Raw genomic sequence first — 16178 nt, forward strand, 5'->3', positions numbered from 1 at the left:
GGCGCAGCCATCTGCGTCTATTGCAAAACGAAGAGCGCTTTTCTCAAGAAGACTGTAGCGACGGCTCTTCCCGTCGGCATACTGGGCGTTGGCGAGCCGCTGATCTACGGCGTCACACTGCCGCTCGGACGCCCCTTCCTCGGCGCCTGCATCGGTGGCGCCTGCGGCGGCGCGGTACAGGCATCTTTCGGCGTCGGCGCTCATGCTATGGGGATATCGGGGCTGCCGCTCGCCGCTGTCACGGACAATCTCACGATCTATCTCGTCGGACTTTTGACTGCATACATCGCAGGTTTTTGCGCGACTTGGCTGCTCGGCTTCCAAGATCCCGAAGAAGCGCTAAAACAATGAAAGGAGGCATTGCCATGCAGACAGGAATCTCTGTTTATCCCGCTCTTGACAACACCCCAAAAGAAAATCTTCACCTCATCGAGTCTGCCGCCAAACTTGGCGTCACGCGCATATTCACCTCCTTGCATATCCCTGAAACGAATCAGCGCACGCTCAAGGAAGAGTTCAGCGCCATCGTGCAGACAGCTCGTAAGTATGATATGGAGATCATCTCCGACATTTCTCCTGCAACTCTTGAACTTCTCGGTATGCGTCATTTTTCTCTCGCCGCATTTCAATTTATGGGTATACATACCCTGCGCATTGATTACGGATATGGCGCCGCGCACATTGCTGAACTCAGCCGCAATACGCAGAATATGCGCATCCAGATCAATGCTTCTACGGTCACAGGCAAATTCCTCACACAGCTTTTGCAGGAGAACGCTGACTTCGACAAGATCGACGCACTGCACAACTTCTATCCGCGCGAAGGCACAGGACTTGCCGAAGCGACACTCGTGCGCAAAACGGCGATGCTGCACAAGGCAGGCATATCCGTCGGCGCTTTTGTTCCCTGCCATTTCCGCCGTCGTTCGCCGCTTCGCTGCGGCTTGCCGACGCTTGAGATGCATCGCGACTTCCCGCTTTCCCTTGCAGCCCGCCACCTCGCTGCCATCGGCATGGATTCTATTTTCATCGGCGATTCTCTGCCGTCTGCCGAGGAGTTGGAGACGCTGACCTCGATTGAGGACAACTGCGTGACTATGCGCGCCGAGCTTTCTCTGCGCGAGCCAGTACAAGAAGAGCTGTTAACGCATGTCTTTACCGCCAGACTCGACGAAGCGCGCGACGCTGTGCGTGCGCAGGAGAGCCGCGCCATTCTCAAGGAAATGGGGCAAGATATCCTGCCGCAGAATCAGAAGATGCGCCCCTACGGCGCTGTTACGCTCGACAACAAGGACTACGGCAGATACATGGGCGAGCTGCAGATCATCAAGCATCCGCAGCCCGCCGATGCCCGCGTCAACGTCGCTGCGCTCATTCCGGAGGAAGAGCAGTTTCTCATCAACTACATCATCCCCGGTAAGAAATTTTCCTTCCATCTCGATGAATAGCGCACCTCATGCCGCTTCGTGCGGCGGCTAAATATGTGTCCTGAAAGTTTGCACGAAATAAAGAACTTCCGCCAAGCCCTGCGGCTTATTTGGCGGAAGTTCTTTATTTCCTACACCTTATCCGACATTTTTTATCTGCGTCTGCAATGCTGCTGCCCTGCGCTGCTTCGCCAGCTTTTTCTTTTCCTTGCGGATCGCTTTGCTGTAGCGCTCTTCCTCGCTGAAGATGCAGCCGCAGTACGGCTGGCGATAAAGCGCAAGCTCGTGACTGATGTCGATGCCTTCCTGCCAGCCCGAGCGGAAGTCCTCGTAGTAAAAATCGACGCCATATTTTCTTGCGAAGAACTCCGCTGTCTCGCGCATGAGATCGTGCTGCTGATGGATGCTGTAAAAAAGCGTGCTCGTAAACGCTTCGAAGCCGTTTTCACTCGCGTAACGCGCCGCTTCACTCAAACGCCATGTATAGCACATGCGGCAGCGGCCGTTGGGCAGTCGCTCGGCGCTCAGAGCACGCCGCAGAAAGTCGCGCAGCATATAATTCTCGTCCGTTCGTATATCCAAGTCTGTCTTGGCGGCAAATTCCTTCGCTGTCTTCAAGCGCATATCCCACTCTTTATACGGGTGGATGTTGGGATTGAAGAAGTAGCCGACAGGTTCTACACCATCTTGTCTGAGTTTCTTGACCGGATAACACGCGCAGGGACCGCAGCACATATGGAGCAAAAGTTTCAAGCTCATTTTCCGTCCTCCACATAAGGCACGCCGAGATGTTCATAGGCGGTGCGCGTCACGACGCGGCCGCGCGGCGTGCGGTTGATAAAGCCGAGCTGCAGGAGATACGGCTCGTAGATATCTTCGATCGTATCGCTCTCTTCGCTTATGGCAGCCGCCAAGGTCTCCAATCCGACGGGACCGCCCGCAAACTTTTGAATCATCGTCAAAAGCATACGGCGGTCGGTATGATCGAGTCCGATGCGGTCTACTTCAAGCCGATCGAGCGCCGCATCGGCAATCGCAGCCGTAATCGCCGACGCGCCCTGCACCTGCGCGAAGTCGCGCACACGCTTCAAGAGGCGGTTCGCGACGCGCGGCGTGCCGCGTGAACGCCGTGCGATCTTTTCTGCACCGCTCTTTTCGATAGAGATTTGCAGGATCTCGGCCGCGCGCTCGATGATGAGCATGAGTTCTTGCGGTTCGTAATACTCCAAGCGTGAGATCACGCCGAAACGATCGCGCAGAGGAGCGGCAAGCGCCCCTGCTTTCGTCGTCGCTCCGACCAAGGTGAATGGTGCGATGTCAAGTCGGATGGAACGCGCACTCGGTCCCTTGCCAATGATGATGTCGAGAGCGAAGTCCTCCATCGCCGAATAAAGCACCTCTTCGACGCTTCTGGAAAGTCTGTGTATCTCATCAATGAAAAGCACATCGCGCTCGCCGAGATTCGTCAAGAGCGCAGCGAGATCGCCCGAGCGTTCGATGGCAGGTCCCGAGGTGATGCGAAAGTTCACGCCAAGCTCATTGGCGATGATGCCCGCGAGCGTCGTCTTGCCGAGGCCGGGCGGCCCGTAGAGCAACACATGGTCGAGCGCCTCACCGCGATTCAATGCCGCCTGCACGAAGATCTTCAAGTTCTCCTTCGCTTTCTTCTGTCCAATGTACTCGACGAGCTTTCTCGGGCGCAGACTGTACTGCCAAGTGTCCGCTGCCTGTTCGTCAAGCGCGATGATGCGCCCTTCCATCTCATCCATGCCGCCCCTCCTTCCTCATCGGTGTTGCGCAAACTCTTTCAATGCAAAGCGAATGAGCGCTTCAGCGTCCTTGCAGTCCTTGGCACGCCGCAGGACGGGTGTGAACTCCGCCTGCGTATAGCCGAGAGAGAGAAGTGCCGCGCCCGCTTCAGCAAACATCGTATCTTCAACAGGCTCTTCAATCAAACCTTCCTCGACAATCGTTTCATGATCCGCCATGAATCCTTTCATCTTGTCCTTTAGCTCCAAGATGATGCGCTCCGCTGATTTTTTGCCGATGCCCGGCGCTTTCGTCAGGATGGCTGCCTTCTTGTTCCGCACGGCAAGACAGAGGTTCTCCGGCGTGATGTTCGACAGGATGCCGAGAGCCGCTTTGGGACCAATGCCCGTGACGGAAATGAGCATTTGAAAAAGCTCGTACTCTTCCTCGGAAAAAAATCCATAGAGCGTCATGGCGTCCTCGCGCACGGCGAGATGCGTAAAGAGCATCACTTCTTCACCGATATGCAGACGGCTGTGCGTCGCGCCCGACACAAAGACGCGATAGCCGACACCCGCGACGTCAAGGAAGCAAAAATCAAGGGAAAGGCGCGCGACCTTTCCCCGCAGGAAACCGATCATTAGAATCTCCTCGCATATCCGAACTACAAACGATTGCGCCAAGCGACGCTTCCCATACAGTGTGTCGTGCATACAGCGACAGCGAGCGCATCCGCCACATCATCGGGCTTTGGCGGCTTAGCAAGATGCAGAAGTTTCGACACCATGTAGATGACCTGCTCTTTTGTCGCCTTTCCGTAGCCCGTCACCGCCTGCTTGACTTGCAGCGGCGTATGCTCTGCGATTGGCAGTCCGTTCTTCGCCGCCGCTAAAAGCACGACGCCGCGAGCCTGTCCAACAGGAATCGCCGTCGTGACGTTGCGATTGAAGAAAAGCTGCTCGATGCCCATGACATCCGGTTTATACTCTTTGATGAGAGCGTCCAGTCCATCGTAGAGCTTCATCAGACGATCTTCCATGCGCGCCTTGGGGCTTGTCGTCAGCGCACCGTATGCGTGCGGCACGAGGCGACTGCTCTCCAAAGAGACGAAGCCGAAGCCGCAGATCGCCGTGCCCGGATCAATCCCCAGAGCAAGCATGACGACTCCGCTGCAAATCGCACGACCACAAACCTTTACTCTTCATCAAATGCATAGTTGCTGTAGACGTTCTGCACATCATCATTCTCTTCAAGCGCGTCGATGAGATTCTGCATCTTCTCCGCATCCTTGCCCTCAAGCTTCACGGTCGTATCAGGCACCATCGTGATTTCCGCCGACGCCGTTTCGATGCCCTTTTCACCGAGCGCCGCTTCGATTGCTTCATAGTCGGCAGGATCGGCAGTGATTTCAAAGACGTCGTCTTCCGCCTTGAAGTCCTCTGCACCGGCATCGAGAACAATGCCCATAAGCTCATCTTCATCCTCGAACGTTTCTTTTTCTACGATAAAAACGGCTTTTTGCTTGAACATCCAGCCAACGCATCCCGTCTCGCCAAGGTTGCCGCCGTACTTTGAGAAAATGTGGCGCACATCGGCGGCGCTGCGATTGCGGTTGTCCGTCAGGATGTCGAGCATAATGGCGGACCCTGCCGGACCGTAACCCTCGTATGTCAGCTCTTCGTAGTTGCTCCCTTCAGCAGCGCCAAGCCCTTTCTGGATGGCACGCTGGATATTGTCCTTGGGGATATTGTTCGCCTTTGCCTTGGAAAGCGCCAGCTTCAAGCGCATATTGCCCGTCGGATCGCCGCCGCCCATGCGGACGGCAATGGTGATCTCCCTGCCGATCTTCGTCGTGATCTTGCCGCGAATCGCGTCATTCGCCCCTTTTTTTCTCTTGATGTTCGCCCATTTGGAATGTCCTGACATGAAACCTTGCAACTCCTTATCCAAAATGTATCGTTATGCTTCAGGCTTTCATAAGCCGATAATGCTTTTTCTTTCCCTTCTTGACGAGCGCTGCACCGTCGGTGAAATCTTCATCGCACAGACAATAATCAGCGTCTCTTACCTTCACGTCGTTGAGCGTGACGCCCCCCTGCGCGATGAGCCGCCTGCCTTCGCTCTTTGAAGGGAAAATGCCGTGCTTCGTGAGGATGTCGATGAGCTTCTTACCCATATCTTCTGGCATCAGCGTAAATGTCGGTATATCTGCCGACGCGCCGGCGCCGCCAAACATCGCCTCAGCTCCGGCTTTCGCCTTTTCTGCCGCCGCTTCGCCATGCACGAGCTTCGTAACTTCGTAGGCAAGCACCGTCTTTGCCTCGTTGATCGCCGCATCCCTGCGTGCGCCCAAGCGACGCACCTCTTCCATCGGCAGGAACGTCAAGAGTGCAAGACATTTTTCAACGTCAGCGTCGTCGATGTTGCGCCAGTATTGATAGAAGTCGTACGGCGGCGTCTTTTCGGCGTCGAGCCAAAGCGCGCCGCCCGCCGTCTTGCCCATCTTCTGCCCGTCGCTCTTCGTAAGCAGCGTGAAGGTCAGACCGTAAGCGGGCTTCGCTTCCTTCCTGCGAATGAGTTCGACGCCCGCAATGATGTTCGACCACTGGTCATCGCCGCCCATCTGCAGTTTGCAGTCATGGCGGCGATGAAGCTCCATGAAATCGTACGCCTGCATGACCATGTAGTTGAATTCGAGGAAGGTCAGCCCCTTTTCCCAGCGCGATTTATACGCTTCGGCAGCCAACATGCGGTTGACGGTGAAGTGCGCTCCGACCTCGCGCAGAAGCTCGATGTAGTTGAGTTTCCGCAACCAATCGCCATTGTTGACCATCAGCGCCTTATCCTCAGAAAAGTCGATGAAACGCGCGATCTGCTTCTTAAAGCAGCTGCAATTATGCTCGATGTCCTCATCGGTGAGCATCCTGCGCATGTCCGTACGCCCTGAAGGATCGCCGACCGTTCCCGTGCCGCCGCCCACGAGGCACACAGGGCGATGTCCGCCGCGCTGCATGTGCGACATCGCCATGAGTCCGAGAAAGTGCCCGACATGCAGGCTGTCCGCCGTGGGATCGAAGCCTACATAGAATGTCACGCACTCTTTATCGAGCATCTCCCGCACGCCTTCCTCATCGGTACATTGAGCGATGAAGCCGCGCTCTTTCAAAACATCAAAAACATTTGCCAACGAACTCTTCCCTTCTCTTCTCACATGTACCTATCAATCTCTGCCCTTGGAAACACTGCCGCCCGGCTCCGGTCCGCCGTCTGCAGCAGGCGGCGACGGCTGCTGCGTGGGTACGGAAGCGGGCTGCTTCGCCGATGAATCTGTACTCGAAGCTTTGCCGCCTGCGTTGGATGGCGCCGTTCCCTTGGCGTCCTTGGCGTTCTTTTCCTTCTTGTCCGGAGCCTTTTCTTCCTTCACGGCTTTCTCGTCTTTGATTTCACTGACGTTACCCGGCGTATAGGACACACCGTCAAAGTTCTTCACGGGCGTGCCTGCGACGACCTTTTGCATGAATGCTTTCCAAATCTCCGCAGGCGCCATGCCGCCCGTCATCATGCCCAATGATGTATTGTCGTCGTTGCCGACCCAAACGCCTGCCACGAGGTCGGGCGTATAGCCGACAAACCACGCATCGTGATAGTTGTCTGTCGTTCCCGTCTTGCCTGCGGCGGGGCGTCCGATATTGGCATGAGTGCCCGTACCATGCTGCACGACATCCTGCAGCATACTCGTCAGAGACGCCGCGCTGCTCTCTTTGATGACGCTTTTTTGCTTTAGCTCCGCCTGCTCAAGAACCTTGCCGTTGCGGTCAAGGATCTTGACGATGGCGACAGGTTCAACGTGTATGCCTTTGTTCGCAAACGTGCCGTAGGCGCTCGTCATCTCAAGCGGCGTCACACCCTTCGTTAGACCGCCGAGCGCCGTAGCGAAATTCCGATCGCTGCGCTCGCCGTCGAGCACAAAGGTTGTAATGCCCATTTCCTGCGCATAGTAAATCGGCTTTTCTATGCCGAGCTTCTGGGCGATCTTTACCGTAGGTACATTGAGCGAATAGCGCGCCACCGTGCGCAGCGTCACTTTGCCGCTGTAGTTGCCGCTGTAGTTCTTCGGCGACCAGTCGCCAATCTTGATCGGGCTGTCGTCGATGATGGTATCAGGAGAATAGTTTTCTTCCAATGCCGCTGCAAAGACGAACGGCTTAAAAGAAGAGCCGGGCTGGCGCTCTGCCATTGTCGCGCGGTTGAACTGATCTGTGCCGCGGCCGCCGACCATCGCTTTGATGTAGCCTGTGTGCGGATCGATGGCAACGAGCGCCATCTGGGGCTGCTGTATGCCATTGCCGTCCGTGCGCTGCACATTCAGCTCATGCGCTGCCTCCTCTGCCGCCTTCTGCATCGTCATGTCGATCGTCGTGTAGATCTTCAAACCTTCCTTGTAGATGGCGTCAGCGCCGTATTTATCAATGACCTTTTGCGTGATGTAATCGATGAAGTAAGCGCCCGTCGAATCCTTCTCCTGCTTGTGATTCACGAGCTTCGGCTTCTCTTCGCTCGCCTTGCGTGCCGACGCATGGTTGATGTAGCCGTACTTTTCCATCTGATCGAGCACGATGCCCTTGCGTTCCTGCGCGGCGTTGAAGTTGTTGAACGGTGAGTAATAATTGGGGCTCTTCGGTATACCCGCAAGCATCGCACACTCGTTGAGGTCAAGCTCCTCGACATTCTTGCCGAAGTATGTCTGCGCGGCTGCCTGCACGCCGTAGGCGCCCTGCCCGAAGTAAATCTGGTTCAGGTACAGCTCTAAGATCTCCTGCTTCGTGTACTGCCGCTCGATCTGGAGGGCGAGGAATACTTCCTGAATCTTGCGCTTTATCGTCCGATCCTGCGTCAGGTAGGCATTCTTCGCGAGCTGCTGCGTGATCGTCGAGCCGCCCTCGGAGATCATCCTGCCCGTGACATTGGCATAAACGGCGCGCAGGATGCCTCGCGGGTCAATGCCCATGTGTTCATAAAAGCGATTATCCTCAACTGCAACAAAAGCATTCTGTAAGTTCTGAGGAATCTGTGATAGTTTGACAGGTTCGCGGTTCTCTGCCGCATGAACATTCGCGATCTCGTTGCCGTTGATGTCGTAAATGTGCGAGGACGCCGGCGGACGTATATCCTCGACAAGATTATCCTTCGTATTCATGCTTGCGGTCAAAAAACCGCAGCCGATACCGACGAACATGACGAATACGACAATGAGGAAACCCACGAGAGCGCGCACGATCCTTCCGCCGCGGCTTTTTTTCGGCGGCGGCTTCGGATTCGGCTTCGGTGCCAGGCGCCTTTGCAGATCTTGCCGCGAAGCACGCGTCGCATCGGTACGTTTTTCCATGAAGAAGCTCCCTCCTAATCCATCTTACGCAATCATATGCTTTTCATTATACTGCAACGAAAGTGACAGGGCAAGATAAACCTGCCGCTCTGTTATCCTTGCAGCCTCTACTGCAAATCGACGAGCGTCGCTCCCGTGCCGCCCTCGCTGATATCGGCGAAATTGAAGCGCAGGACGCTTTTATGTCGTTTCAAATACGCATGAATCCCTTTTCTAAGTGCGCCCGTGCCTTTGCCGTGGATGATGAGCACCTGCCCTAAACCGCCGATGACGGCGTCGTCCAAGAACTTGCCAAGCGCCTGCTCCGCTTCATCGACCATGAGACCCCGCACGTCTATCTCTCGGTGCAGATTCGCCGTCTTTTGCAGCAGACTGCCGGCGCTTTTCTTAGCGCCGCCTGTCGATGCGGCGGGCGGCTCCTTCCTCGCTCTTTCGACGAAGCGGCAGTCGCCCGCCTTGACATACGTCTTGAGACTGCCGAGCTGCACCTCGATGCTCGTGCCTTGGATTTTGAGCACCGTCGCTTGTCTGTCGAGCTTTCGCACATAGATGACATCGCCGACGGCGAGCTTCTTCATGTCGATCTTCTCTTTGTACGCCTTGCCGGGAAGAAGTCCTGTGCGTGAGCGCTCCGCCGCTTCCTGCAGCTTCTCACGCGCTGCCTGCATGGCGCGGCGGCGGCTCTCTATGCCGAGATCGTCGAACTGCTCCTTGAGACTCTTGATGATTTCTTCCGCTTCACGCCGCGTGCGCCGCACGAGAGATGCGCTCTCCTGACGCGCCTTCTTGAGCATTTGCTCCTTCTTCTCTCGAATCTCATCTTTCAGCGCCTGCGTCTTTTCTTCGAGCTTCGCTACGCGCTGCTGTCGTTCCAAGACGTCGGCATTCATTTGCTCGTACATGCGCTTTTCGCTTTCGAGCTGATTGACGACCTGCTCGAACTGCGCATGATCTGCCTTGATGAATTGCTGCGCACGCAGGATCGTCGCCTCCGAAAGACCGAGACGGCGGCTGATAGCAAAGGCGTTGCTTGCGCCCGGTATACCTGTCAGCAAGCGATACGTCGGGCGCAATGTCTCAACGTCAAATTCCACACAAGCGTTCTCGATGCCATCGCGCGTAAAAGCGAATGTCTTTAGCTCCGAGTAATGCGTCGTCACGATCGTCGTGGCGCCGCGCGTGAGGAACTGCTCAAGGATGGCCACGGCAAGCGCAGCGCCTTCCTCGGGGTCGGTTCCCGCACCAATTTCGTCAAGCAGCAGGAGGTCATCTCTTTCGACGCACGCCAACAGCTTAATCAAATGCGACATGTGCGCGGAAAACGTACTGAGACTCTGCTCGATGCTCTGCTCGTCGCCGATGACTGTATAGACGTTCGGATAGACGGAAATTTCCGAGCCTGCGGCGACGGGAATATAACAGCCCGACTGCACCATGAGCGCAAAGAGACCGAGCGTCTTTAAGCTGACTGTTTTGCCGCCCGTATTGGGGCCTGTGATGAGCAGCATACGATACGTTTCGCCAATCTTGATGTCGATGGGCACGACCTTCGCCGCTTCGATCAGCGGGTGACGCGCGGCGAGGAGCTTCGTCCTGCCCTCACGATTGATCGCGGGCTTCGTCGCCTGCATCTCTGCGGCGAGCTTCGCGCGTGCGAAGATGAAGTCCAGCGCAGCGAGAATGGCGCAATTCTCCTGCAGAACGGCGCTGTTTCTGCCGACTTCCTGCGAGAGGAGCCGCAGGATTCGCTGCACCTCATTCTTCTCGGCAAGCGCAAGCTGCTTGAGGTCGTTGTTGAGGTCAACGAGCGCTAAAGGCTCGATGAAAAGCGTCGCGCCGCTTGCCGACTGATCGTGGACGATACCCGGGAAGCTCTGGCGATACTCCTGCTTGATCGGTATGACGTTGCGCTCACCACGCTGTGTAACGATGGCGTCTTGAAAGAATTTCTGGTACTCCGTACGATGCAGGATGGCGTCCATCTGCTCCTTCGCTCTGCGCCTGCCCGAGCGAAGCTCCCGACGGATGCGCGAAAGTTCCACGCTTGCGTCGTCGAGCAAGCTGCCGTGCTCATCGACGCTGTTTTCCAATCGACGCTCAAGCTGTCCAAGAACCTCGATGCCTTTTGCCTGCTCCTTGAGGAGCGGTGCATCCAGCTCTACTCCCTTGAAGAAGTGCTTGACGGCCCGCATGGCGTGCATCGTACTCAGAAGATCTGTAAAATCGCCGAGATCGAGCACAGCGCCGCGCTCGGCTTTTGTCAACGCCTCGCGCATGTCGAAAACGCCGCCCATCGGCGGCGAGGAAAATGCCGACAAACGCACAGCCTCTTCCGTTTCACGCAAAAGCTCCGCAACCTCGTCAAAATCACTTGCAGGAAGAACAGCATGCGCCTTTTCCTTTCCAAGAACGGAGCCTGCCTTCGCCTCAAGCATCGCGCGGATCTTATCGTATTCAAGCGTGTCGAGTGTTTCCTTTTCCATAAACAATTTCTATCTCCTACTGTACGCCGCGGAAGTAGTGACCGCGCGTCGTATCCTTGCCCTCCTGCTCCTTCAGATAGTCCTCCTGCTCTTTGAGCAGTTTACCCGAAAAACGGCTCCATTCCTTGTAAAGACGCACGCGCCTGCCAAACTCCGCCGTATCCATAAAACGCCCGTCGATGCGCAGAAACGAGATGCCGCGCGGCGCGAACTCCATCGCATGAAGCAGCATCGTCAGCCGCTTGCTGTTGAGGACGTGCATGTGACATGACTGATCGAATACGAGCGGAAATTGCATGTCCTTCCTATCCATGAGGGCGTAGCGCTTCTTCCCCTTGCAGCATGGCATCGAACAAGCGCCCGAAGCTGCGCTGCCGAGAAAACTGCCCAGCGCGCAATATTCGGATACCATCAGCTCAAGATTTCCCTCGACGATACACTCGACGGGAAAAGGTGCGCATGACGCGAGCGAAGCCGCCTGCTCCAACGTAAGTTCGGGCGAAAGTACGGCGCGGCTCGCCCCGAAATCTGCAAGCTCCGCAAGAGCTAAATGATTGACGACGGGAAGCGATGCGTCGGCATGGAATTTCAGCCCCGCCTCGCGCACGAGACGGAGCATACCGATATTGTGGACGCTGACGGCATCGGGCGCGAGGCGCACAAAGCCATCGACAAGCCTTCGCTGCGCTGTCATGTCGCGGCACACGACAAGGCGCGGCGTATTGAACACGATGCGCCGCTTCATGTCGTGTGCGAGCCGCGCCGCTTCCTCGTAGTCGCGCAGAGGAATCTGACGATGATGATACGAATCACCGCCGAAGAGGATTTCATCGGCTCCAGCACGCAGGGCTTCATGTACGCCGGCAAGCGTATCCGTCACTGCCACGACGTGCGCCTCAACCTTGCCCTTCACCTGCGCGAGCGGTCCTTCATAACGAAAGACGGGCAGAGCCGGACGCGGACAGTGCACCATGCGCTTCTCCTGCAGCAAAGCAAATGCCCTGCGCCGCGCTTCGTTGATTTCGCTGAGGGGAACCATCACGCCCGGCACAATATCCAACGCGACTTCATCCAGCGAAAAGATCGTCGTGCCGATGCGGCGCAGCTGCTTTTCCACGGCTGCGGCATCCAGCGGACGCTTCTTTGCCGGCTCGGCAAGAAACTCCGTCGCCGCCTCCGCCGTAAAGCCGTCCGCGTCACGCAAAGAGATGACAAGCGGCGCACCGAGACGCACGCCCACATGCGCCGCCACGGACACGCGCCGCACGGGAGCGCCTGCGCGAAAAAAACCGCGCGCCTTTTCCATCAGCTGCGCGTCAAACACCTTGAATACGCGATCATGCGGCTTTACAGCTGCATCCAGAGACAATGTGATCTCCTCACCCGCTTTTGCCGCAAGGGAGACGCGCCCCTTTTTGTCGCGCAGCTCCGTGACCGTCGCCGCTCTTCTGCCGCCGACCTTGACCCAAAAATCCAACTGATCGCCTTCTGCCAAATCCCCCGAGAGTTTCAGCGTCACGCGTCCCGCCGCTCTTTCGTTGGAAAGAACGCGGTCGACGAGCAAACCGCGGTTGTTCGGACGCGAATCGCTCATCAGCGCACGCCCCGGCCGCTCCTTGAGGTAGGCAGTCGTAAAATCGCGGTTGAAGATCTGTGCCAATGCCTTTTCATCGTCAGCGATGCTCGGCAGAGCCTTGCCCGCCTCTATGGCGTCGATGGCGCGGCGATAGGCATCAACAACGACTGCGACGTACTCAGGCCGCTTCATGCGCCCTTCGATCTTCAACGATGCGATGCCGCTTGCTAAAAGCTCCGGCAAAAGCTCGATGGTTTTCAGATCCTTGGGCGACAGCAGGAATTGCCCCGCTGCCTTGCCCAGTACATCCGCTCCCGTTTCGTCGACGAGCGTATACGGCAGGCGGCACGGCTGCGCACAGCGACCGCGATTGCCGCTCCTGCCGCCGATCATGCTGCTCATCAGACATTGTCCCGAGTAGCAGACGCAAAGCGCCCCATGCACGAAAGTTTCGATTTCCACGTCGCTGTGCGCCGTGATATAGCGTATATCCTCAAGCGAAAGCTCACGCGAAAGCACGACGCGCTCGAAGCCCATTTCCTGCAGTTCGAGCACACCTTCAAGGTTGTGTACGGTCATCTGTGTGCTCGCGTGCAGCGGCAGATCAGGAGCCGCCTGCCGCGCGAGACGATAAACGCCGAGATCCTGCACGAGCGCCGCATCCGCCCCCGCCTCGTAAAGAAAGCGAAGGTAGTGCGCGAGCGCCGCCAGCTCATCGTCACGCACGATGGTATTGACCGTCACATGCACGCGCACATTGCGGCTGTGCGCGAAATCGATCGCTTCTCGCAGCCCGTCCTCATCGAAGTTGTCTGCATAAGCGCGTGCGCCGAACATATTGCCTGCCAGATAAACAGCGTCAGCGCCGCTCTCCACAGCGGCGGTGAGCGCCTCCCTGCTTCCTGCCGGCGCCAGTAATTCAACCACTTTTTTCCTCCGAACAGCCCCAATGCATCTATGCAAATCCGGGCGACTTCATCTTATCAATACTTCTGTAATCTCTCATCCAGATTCTCAGCATTCACCAAGTCCCTGGCAGACTTTTCCGCCGATTCTTCTTCCCGGCATTGCGCTGCACCATCGGCGGCGATCAGCTCGATCTGCACATCGGCCTCTTTCGCCACCTCTTCCAACGCAGGCAAAGCCGGCAAATCACTGAGTTCGTTGAGTCCGAAACACTTGAGAAATACATCCGTCGTGCCATAGAGAATCGGTCGTCCGATCACAGGCTTTCTGCCGACTTCTTCGACGAGTTCCATCTCCAAGAGCTTCTGCATGGCTCGTTCAACGCGCACGCCGCGGATATTCTCGATCTCCTGCTTCGTGATCGGCTGCTTGAAAGCGATGATGGCGAGCGTTTCCAACGTCGGCGTCGAGAGCTTTCTATCCTGCACTTCTGTGAGTTTCTGCACATAGACATGGCACGCGGGACGCGTAACAAGCTGAAAGCCGCCGGCTACGCGATGCAGCATGAGTCCGCTCCCGCGCTCTTCCAATGTTTTTTCGTAGAGCGCAAGAAGCTCGGCAAAACTCTCCTCATCGATCTCCAAGATCTCTCGAAGCTGCGCCGCCGTCACCGGCTCGCCGCGTACAAAAAGCAGCGCCTCCAACGGAGCCTGCATTTCTTCCATAAACATCAGGGATCACTCGTCCTTAGACAAACAAGAATATCGCCAAAAAGATCGCCTTGACGAATCACAACGGAGTGGAGCTTGATAAGCTCCAGCAGCGCGAGAAAGGACACGATAAGCTCCGCGCGCGTACCCGATGGAAACGCAGCGGCAAACGGGATCTGTCCGCCGCCGTGGTCAAGGAGCACGAGAATATCCTCCATTTTTCCCTGGATACTGTAAGCGTCGGGTGCGACGAGAGCCTTCGGTATCGTGATCTCCTCTCGCACTTCCATAGCGATGCGAAAAGCGTCGATTAAGAGCGCGACAGACATATTATCAGGAGGCAGACGACGCGCCGGAAGCGGCGTAGGGGTTCGGGCGAATACCCTTTGCCGCAGCGCGGCGAGACCGTCAAGCTCCACACTGACGCGGCGAAAGCGACGATACTCCAAGATGCGCTCCACCAGCTCACGTCTCGGATCGTCCTCTTCTTCCGTCTCCTTTTCTTTCGGCGGCTTCGGCAGCATCATGCGCGACTTGATCTGCAAAAGCGTCGCCGCCATGACGATGAACTCGCTCGCTACCTCGATATCGAACTCCTGCATCTGCCCGAGGTATTCCATATACTGCTCGGTCAAGACCGCCATCGGTATGTCGTAAATATCGATTTTGTTCTTCTCAATGAGGTGCATGAGAAGATCCATCGGCCCTTCAAAGGCTTGGAGCTTTACCGTGTACTTGTCCATACCGATTAAAAAAAGAGCGCCATAAAGTGAACCATGAGCCAACGAATCTTCAAAGACGCCATCGCCAGAAGTTTTCCAAAGGGACCGATGACGAAGAGGGCGATGAGGATGATGAACGTATAGCGCTCCAACCGCATGATCTCATACGCCCAGCGTCCCGGCAGCAACGTCATGAGGACGCGCGAACCATCGAGCGGCGGCAACGGAAGAATGTTGAACAAGGCAAAATTGATATTGATGATAACAAGATAATCCATGACCGTGAAAAAACCATCCGTGGTCGGCAAGCCGAGTCTCGCGTAAAGAAGCATGAATACGATGGTCAAAAATGCCACGACGAGGTTGGAAGCCGGTCCTGCCAGAGCCACGAGGATTTCGCCCTTGCGCATGTCGCGGAAGTTTCGCGGATTGACCATTACGGGCTTCGCCCAGCCGAAATGCACGATGAACAGCATCAAAAGTCCGATGGGATCGATATGCGCCTTGGGATTGAGCGTAAGACGTCCCATGAGACGCGGCGTCATGTCGCCCATAGCGACGGCGACGCGCGCATGGGAATACTCGTGCACGACCATCGCGATCAGAATGCCCGGGATGCCCGCGATAAACCACATCAAATCAGAACCAAACATACACTGCCCCCTGTCAATCTTTCGCTTCTCTGAGTGCCGTCAAAAGAATCGCCGTCACAGATTTTGCGTCGAAGATCTCGCCTTTTTTCACGCACTGCACCGCCTCTTCGAGCGGCATCTTGACGACGTGAATGAACTCGTCGTCGTCCGTATGCTGCTCACCCGCCTGCAGATCACGCGCGGCGTAGATATGAATATACTCATCCGAAAAGCCGACGGTCGTGCCGATCGTCGTGAGCTTTTCATAGCTTTTTGCCGTGTAGCCCGTCTCCTCTGACAATTCGCGCATGGCGCAAGCGAGCGGATCCTCCGTCGAAGCATCGAGTTTGCCGGCGGGAATCTCCAGCGTGACGCGCCCGACCGGATAGCGGTACTGGCGCACGAGAAGCACCGTGCCGTCTGAAAAGATGGGCAAAACGGCGGCGGCGCCGGGGTGCTTGACCCATTCGCGCACGGCTTCTTTGCCGTTCGGCAGCACCACGGTATCTCGCTTGACATGAAGCAGCACACCATCGTAGATGCTCTCGCTTTTGCTCTTTTTTTCCAATAAATCTTCGTACATGGCT

General features: G+C 56.5%; 14 protein-coding genes and 1 pseudogene. 2 read left to right on the top strand and 13 right to left on the bottom strand.

Going from position 1 to position 16178, the window contains the following annotated elements; all coding sequences use genetic code 11:
• Together ACTTKG_RS00410 and ACTTKG_RS00415 are read left to right on the top strand one after the other, a co-directional pair.
• Positions 1 to 351: pseudogene (locus tag ACTTKG_RS00410) on the top strand (PTS transporter subunit EIIC); the annotation flags it as partial.
• A 14-nt stretch (positions 352 to 365) separates the two neighbouring features.
• Entirely contained in the window at positions 366 to 1448 is a 1083-nt protein-coding gene (locus tag ACTTKG_RS00415; RefSeq protein WP_442672284.1) for a DUF871 domain-containing protein, read from the top strand.
• 117 nt (positions 1449 to 1565) lie between these two features.
• On the opposite strand, the gene ACTTKG_RS00420 is transcribed toward ACTTKG_RS00415, so the two are convergent.
• The 13 genes from ACTTKG_RS00420 to ACTTKG_RS00480 all read right to left on the bottom strand — a co-directional run bounded on the left by ACTTKG_RS00420 (position 1566) and on the right by ACTTKG_RS00480 (position 16174).
• Positions 1566 to 2186 (bottom strand): epoxyqueuosine reductase QueH, encoded by a 621-nt coding sequence (locus ACTTKG_RS00420; protein ID WP_442672285.1) that lies wholly within the window; start codon positions 2184 to 2186, stop codon positions 1566 to 1568.
• Entirely contained in the window at positions 2183 to 3187 is a 1005-nt protein-coding gene (ruvB, locus tag ACTTKG_RS00425) for a Holliday junction branch migration DNA helicase RuvB (protein WP_442672326.1), read from the bottom strand. The genes ACTTKG_RS00420 and ruvB overlap by 4 nt, the downstream gene beginning before the upstream one ends.
• Before the next feature lie 24 nt (positions 3188 to 3211).
• Complete coding sequence (gene ruvA, locus ACTTKG_RS00430) at positions 3212 to 3817, bottom strand: Holliday junction branch migration protein RuvA (RefSeq protein WP_442672286.1); 606 nt, start codon at positions 3815 to 3817, stop codon at positions 3212 to 3214.
• A gap of 23 nt (positions 3818 to 3840) precedes the next feature.
• Positions 3841 to 4335 (bottom strand): crossover junction endodeoxyribonuclease RuvC, encoded by a 495-nt coding sequence (gene ruvC, locus ACTTKG_RS00435; protein ID WP_442672287.1) that lies wholly within the window; start codon positions 4333 to 4335, stop codon positions 3841 to 3843.
• Between the two features lie 35 nt (positions 4336 to 4370).
• The gene (locus ACTTKG_RS00440) at positions 4371 to 5102 is read right to left on the bottom strand and encodes a YebC/PmpR family DNA-binding transcriptional regulator (protein WP_442672288.1); all 732 of its coding nucleotides are present in this window, start codon (positions 5100 to 5102) and stop codon (positions 4371 to 4373) included.
• 40 nt (positions 5103 to 5142) lie between these two features.
• On the bottom strand, positions 5143 to 6363 hold the full coding sequence (gene tyrS, locus ACTTKG_RS00445; RefSeq protein ID WP_442672289.1) for a tyrosine--tRNA ligase: 1221 nt from the start codon (positions 6361 to 6363) through the stop codon (positions 5143 to 5145).
• Between the two features lie 33 nt (positions 6364 to 6396).
• Positions 6397 to 8562, bottom strand: a complete 2166-nt coding sequence (locus ACTTKG_RS00450) for a transglycosylase domain-containing protein (RefSeq protein ID WP_442672290.1) — start codon at positions 8560 to 8562, stop codon at positions 6397 to 6399.
• 107 nt (positions 8563 to 8669) lie between these two features.
• Positions 8670 to 11045 carry an endonuclease MutS2 gene (locus ACTTKG_RS00455; protein ID WP_442672291.1) on the bottom strand — a complete coding sequence of 792 codons (2376 nt, stop codon included), beginning with the start codon at positions 11043 to 11045 and terminating at the stop codon, positions 8670 to 8672.
• Between the two features lie 16 nt (positions 11046 to 11061).
• Complete coding sequence (locus ACTTKG_RS00460) at positions 11062 to 13548, bottom strand: DUF3656 domain-containing U32 family peptidase (protein ID WP_442672292.1); 2487 nt, start codon at positions 13546 to 13548, stop codon at positions 11062 to 11064.
• 56 nt (positions 13549 to 13604) lie between these two features.
• The gene (gene scpB / locus ACTTKG_RS00465) at positions 13605 to 14258 is read right to left on the bottom strand and encodes an SMC-Scp complex subunit ScpB (protein WP_442672293.1); all 654 of its coding nucleotides are present in this window, start codon (positions 14256 to 14258) and stop codon (positions 13605 to 13607) included.
• The gene (locus ACTTKG_RS00470; RefSeq protein ID WP_442672294.1) at positions 14258 to 14980 is read right to left on the bottom strand and encodes a segregation and condensation protein A; all 723 of its coding nucleotides are present in this window, start codon (positions 14978 to 14980) and stop codon (positions 14258 to 14260) included. The genes scpB and ACTTKG_RS00470 overlap by 1 nt, the downstream gene beginning before the upstream one ends.
• 5 nt (positions 14981 to 14985) lie before the next feature.
• On the bottom strand, positions 14986 to 15612 hold the full coding sequence (locus tag ACTTKG_RS00475) for a site-2 protease family protein (RefSeq protein WP_442672295.1): 627 nt from the start codon (positions 15610 to 15612) through the stop codon (positions 14986 to 14988).
• Between the two features lie 13 nt (positions 15613 to 15625).
• The gene (locus ACTTKG_RS00480) at positions 15626 to 16174 is read right to left on the bottom strand and encodes an NUDIX domain-containing protein (RefSeq protein WP_442672296.1); all 549 of its coding nucleotides are present in this window, start codon (positions 16172 to 16174) and stop codon (positions 15626 to 15628) included.
• Between the last annotated feature and the right edge of the window lie 4 nt (positions 16175 to 16178).

Origin of the sequence: Selenomonas sp. (assembly GCF_052169755.1) — a bacterium.
Classification (GTDB): domain Bacteria; phylum Bacillota; class Negativicutes; order Selenomonadales; family Selenomonadaceae; genus Selenomonas.

What these genes read in the sequence shown, in the direction of transcription:
- ACTTKG_RS00415 (WP_442672284.1), top strand. Translation starts at nt 366, where the DNA reads ATGCAGACAGGAATCTCTGTTTATCCCGCTCTTGACAACACCCCAAAA.
- ACTTKG_RS00420 (WP_442672285.1), bottom strand. Translation starts at nt 2,186, where the DNA reads ATGAGCTTGAAACTTTTGCTCCATATGTGCTGCGGTCCCTGCGCGTGT.
- ruvB (WP_442672326.1), bottom strand. Translation starts at nt 3,187, where the DNA reads ATGGAAGGGCGCATCATCGCGCTTGACGAACAGGCAGCGGACACTTGG.
- ruvA (WP_442672286.1), bottom strand. Translation starts at nt 3,817, where the DNA reads ATGATCGGTTTCCTGCGGGGAAAGGTCGCGCGCCTTTCCCTTGATTTT.
- ruvC (WP_442672287.1), bottom strand. Translation starts at nt 4,335, where the DNA reads ATGCTTGCTCTGGGGATTGATCCGGGCACGGCGATCTGCGGCTTCGGC.
- ACTTKG_RS00440 (WP_442672288.1), bottom strand. Translation starts at nt 5,102, where the DNA reads ATGTCAGGACATTCCAAATGGGCGAACATCAAGAGAAAAAAAGGGGCG.
- ACTTKG_RS00450 (WP_442672290.1), bottom strand. Translation starts at nt 8,562, where the DNA reads ATGGAAAAACGTACCGATGCGACGCGTGCTTCGCGGCAAGATCTGCAA.
- ACTTKG_RS00455 (WP_442672291.1), bottom strand. Translation starts at nt 11,045, where the DNA reads ATGGAAAAGGAAACACTCGACACGCTTGAATACGATAAGATCCGCGCG.
- scpB (WP_442672293.1), bottom strand. Translation starts at nt 14,258, where the DNA reads ATGTTTATGGAAGAAATGCAGGCTCCGTTGGAGGCGCTGCTTTTTGTA.
- ACTTKG_RS00470 (WP_442672294.1), bottom strand. Translation starts at nt 14,980, where the DNA reads ATGGACAAGTACACGGTAAAGCTCCAAGCCTTTGAAGGGCCGATGGAT.
- ACTTKG_RS00475 (WP_442672295.1), bottom strand. Translation starts at nt 15,612, where the DNA reads ATGTTTGGTTCTGATTTGATGTGGTTTATCGCGGGCATCCCGGGCATT.
- ACTTKG_RS00480 (WP_442672296.1), bottom strand. Translation starts at nt 16,174, where the DNA reads ATGTACGAAGATTTATTGGAAAAAAAGAGCAAAAGCGAGAGCATCTAC.